This is a genomic window from Actinomadura rugatobispora (assembly GCF_042656285.1).
Classification (GTDB): Bacteria; Actinomycetota; Actinomycetes; order Streptosporangiales; family Streptosporangiaceae; genus Spirillospora; species Spirillospora rugatobispora.
Genome location: NZ_JBHSON010000296.1, coordinates 1 through 613, shown reverse-complemented (window position 1 = coordinate 613; position 613 = coordinate 1). Strand labels below are relative to the sequence as shown.

Below are 613 nucleotides of genomic sequence, written 5' to 3'. Positions count from 1 at the left end.
AGTATATCAAAGCCAACGGCATTTTATTATAATGAAAATGATATGCTTAGCTTTCTTGTGTGTTTTTTACCTTTTGCTGTTTATCATTCCAAAAAGAATTTACATAAAATAATAATTTTTTTATTGACATTAACTAGCGCAGTTTACATAGGTTCTAAAGCAGCAATCTTGGCGTTGCTTATTTATTTATTATTTACAAAGTTAGTTTCAAAGAAAGTGATTTTATTGCTTGGCGCTTTCTCGTCACTCATGTTGTTATTGCTAAACCCTTCCATCGTTGAAGACTTACTCCTTTTATCAAATAATGCTGCTTCGAGATTAGTTAATTTTTGGAATACACTTTCAACTGCTGGTGCGGACGATGAAAGCACCTCAGAGAGACTGCAAATTTACAAGGCAAACATTGATTGGTTGATGAATCATGCGAATGCCTTGTTGTTTGGCAATGGCCGCTTTGGAGACTATGAAATTGATATAATTAATCAGTATGGTTTAAGAATGGGCGAATTCCATAATATTCATTTTGAAATGATAACAATTTATGGAATAATCTTTTACATGCTGTTTTTTTCTTATTATACATTTTTGCTTTGGCGGTGCATTAAGCTGAGAC

1 protein-coding gene is annotated in these 613 nt (G+C 32.5%); it reads left to right on the top strand.

All coding sequences use genetic code 11. From position 1 onward, the window contains the following. Positions 1–613, top strand: a 613-nt coding sequence (locus ACFPZN_RS56465; RefSeq protein WP_378293733.1) for an O-antigen ligase family protein, incomplete at both ends; no start/stop codon positions are given.